Below are 1,311 nucleotides of genomic sequence, written 5' to 3'. Positions count from 1 at the left end.
TAATAAGACTTATTTTTTAGGAGAGAGATTTGAAAATTTTGCTTTTAGAAGATGATTTAGGGTTTCAAGAGAGCGTCTGTGAGTTTTTGCAGACGCTTGGTTATGAAGTTACAGCAGTGAGCGATGGCCAAGAGGCGTGTGATCTGATAGAGAAAAATTTCTATCATCTTTTTATACTTGATATAAAAGTCCCTGGCGTAAATGGACATGAGGTTATCAAGTACATAAGGAGCTTAAATCCAAACGCTCCTATCATGATAACAACATCTTTAGTTGATATAGACGATATGGCTATTGGCTACGAGCTTGGCTGTAACGAATACCTAAAAAAGCCATTTGAGCTTGCTGAGCTTAAATTTAGAGTAGCTGAGCTTATGAGAAAATACTATGGAACTGACGATAAAAACATAGTAAAGATCAATGACGAGTTTAGCTTTAATCTAAACAAGCGTGCGCTATTTAAAAACGGCAAAATGGTCGATCTTAGTGCAAAAGAAGTCGCACTTGTTGAGTGTCTAGTTTCACATCTAAATTCTTACGTCAGCATGGAAGAACTAAGAGATCTTGTCTGGAATGATAAAGAGATAGAAGGCGCTGATATCAGAATGCATGTTTTAAAGATAAGAAACAAAACAACTAGTGACTTTATCACTTCAAAGAGGCGTATAGGCTACAAGATAGATGCACAAGAGCTTTAAGATCCAGATCATAGCGACATTTGTCATAATGTCGCTTTTTTGTTTTCAAAGCTTTGTGATCTTAAATTTAAGCCAAAAAAACAGTACTTCAAAAGCACTTTTTGGTGCGATGAAGCATGAAACTATTATCAAAAATTCGTTTTTAAAAAATGAAAATATAACTCCTTCTTTAAATTATAAATTTGCGATCTATGATGTAAATTTTAATCCAATTATTTCAAATCTCTCCAGGCAGCCAAGCAACTTTAAATTTGTAACACTTGAAGAAAATGGCTGCTTGTTTTATAAAAGCTTTTTTATAAAGGATAAAACGCCTTATTACATTGTCGTTGAAAAAGAGCTTGATAATGAAAAAAGTATATTTCTAGCGGCACTTATGCTCCTTGTCATCCTTGTAGCGGTGCTTTTTATCGTCTATTTTTTATATCTAAGTAGCGTTAAGCCTTATAAAGAGTTTCAAAAGTATATGAACAACTTCTTTAATGACGCCATGCATGAGCTAAAGACTCCACTTGGTGTAGCTGGTATGAATCTTGAGATGCTTGGGCTTGAAAACAAGTATATAACTCGCATCAAAAACGCCCTAAAACAGATGCAAATAACCTACGAAGAT

1 protein-coding gene and 1 pseudogene are annotated in these 1,311 nt (G+C 34.3%); both read left to right on the top strand.

The features are described from left to right. Positions 1-29 precede the first annotated feature (29 nt). A complete protein-coding gene (locus tag A3854_RS06070; protein WP_084041745.1) occupies positions 30-698 on the top strand; it encodes a response regulator transcription factor in 669 nt (222 codons plus the stop codon). After that, positions 682-1,311 (top strand): annotated as a pseudogene (locus tag A3854_RS06065) (sensor histidine kinase); the annotation flags it as partial. The gene A3854_RS06070 and the pseudogene A3854_RS06065, both read left to right, overlap by 17 nt.

It is taken from the genome of Campylobacter concisus (assembly GCF_002092845.1).
Classification (GTDB): Bacteria; Campylobacterota; Campylobacteria; order Campylobacterales; family Campylobacteraceae; genus Campylobacter_A; species Campylobacter_A concisus_AQ.
Note: the sequence above shows the minus strand (reverse complement) of the source record. Positions and strands in the feature narration are given on the sequence as shown.